The organism is Bartonella sp. ML70XJBT, from assembly GCF_028618425.1.
Classification (GTDB): domain Bacteria; phylum Pseudomonadota; class Alphaproteobacteria; order Rhizobiales; family Rhizobiaceae; genus Bartonella.
Window position 1 is genome coordinate 1 of record NZ_JAQISX010000079.1, and the last position, 1,577, is coordinate 1,577.

At 37.1% G+C, this 1,577-nt stretch carries 3 protein-coding genes; all 3 read right to left on the minus strand.

Features of this window, described 5'->3' with window-relative positions:
• The coding region (locus PVV65_RS09670) for a lambda exonuclease family protein (RefSeq protein ID WP_273790013.1) at positions 1-425 on the minus strand (425 nt) is incomplete at its 3' end.
• Position 426: 1 nt separating this feature from the next.
• The gene (gene bet, locus PVV65_RS09675; protein WP_273790014.1) at positions 427-1,236 is read right to left on the minus strand and encodes a phage recombination protein Bet; all 810 of its coding nucleotides are present in this window, start codon (positions 1,234-1,236) and stop codon (positions 427-429) included.
• A gap of 13 nt (positions 1,237-1,249) precedes the next feature.
• Positions 1,250-1,577: phage antirepressor KilAC domain-containing protein (locus PVV65_RS09680; protein ID WP_273790015.1), on the minus strand; the 328-nt coding region annotated here is incomplete at its 5' end.

Below are 1,577 nucleotides of genomic sequence, written 5' to 3' on the forward strand. Positions count from 1 at the left end.
TGGAATTGCATTTGTGCAAGATATTCCGGTTTGATCTCATTATCCATAAAGAAGCGCAAATGGTTGCTTGATTGAGGGCATTTGATTTCGATTAAACCATCATTTCCAACAAAACCATCAGGGCTTGCCCCCGCCATTTGAATTGTAGGGTGTTGAATAAAGCCGCATTGAGTGATTTGTGTATCATAAATGAAAGCATATTCTTTGAGTGCCTCCTCTTCATGCTCAATGCCCCATTGCATAGCGGGTGTTATATAAGATTGACTTATTTCTCCAGTTAAGCGCTCTGTCATGAGTTTGATTTTGTAATCTTCATATTTGCTTGTGGGCAATCCTTTAGCTGTTTTACTAAGAATGTTATAAATATTTGAAGCGGTGACTTTTCCTAATCGAGCTTGAAACCATTCTGCAGTTCTTTGTTGCATTTCACACCGCCGTTTGTTGAGTTGGAGCATATTCAATATCTTGGATATGAATATATTCGGCATCTTGTGTAGGTGTGTCTGTTTGTTCTTGTTGTGGGAGAGATTGTAGAGCTCTTTCTTTTTGAATATTTTTCTTTTTTTCCAACAGCTCTAAAACCTCTTGTGCTTTTTCACAAGACAGATCTGTTAGGTTTTCTACCTTTGCGTAAAAGAGAAGATTATCTTCATTTGTTTCAGTTTCTTTAATTAACCCTTTGATTTGTTCAAGCATCTCATAAGAAACAAGTTGTACAGGTGTGGTGTCATTAATACGTTTAGCTTCATCTTCTTCATAAATACCGGAAAATCCGAAAGCATAGCGAGCACATTGTATTGTAGCTTTATGGCGTAACATACGAGCAGGGTATTTTTGCCAAGTGTCACTTTTTTGTTTGCATTCATTTAAATATTCAGTGACTTCGATAGGATCTTTAATGTCTTTGAGACGAATAGCACATTTAATGGCAATGATATTACCGTCCTTATCGAGTTGATCTTGAAAAGTCATACCATCAAATTGAGGATTAGATTTAATGATTTTAATCCACCCATCAATAGAGACAACCGGAATAATGCCGCCGCCTCTCTTCGGGAGTGCGTATATTTCTTTTGTTAGCGGATTAAGACCATAAGTATTAGCAACAGAGATAAAAGCAGCAAATTCTTCATCAGTAAAGTTATGACTGATACATGTTTTGATAATAGTTTTTCGAAATTGTTCATGAGAGAACCCATATTTATTTGCCATAGTGGCTAGGGGTGAATTTGTCATTATTGTTTTCCTTTTAATGCATGTTTTGTCTTTTAAGTTCTTCAGACAGCACCCCCATGCCTTTAGTAGTGATTTTAGCAGCGGGTATAACTTTTTCTATTCCACTGGCGGTTTGAAGCGTGATTGTTGGACAGTCCATTAGTTGCTTTTGGATTTTGTCTTGATAAGGGAGCAAATTCCCACCTGCTGCACGTCTGTAAATCCAACCTTTTTGCTGTAAAAACTGAATGAATTGTTTTGGTTGCATTTCGAGTATTTTAGCAGCTTCTGTAAGACCAAAGAGCCCATCATGGCGCTGTAAACTTTCAAGTGCCATGGCTTTTGGTGTTAAATCTTCAATA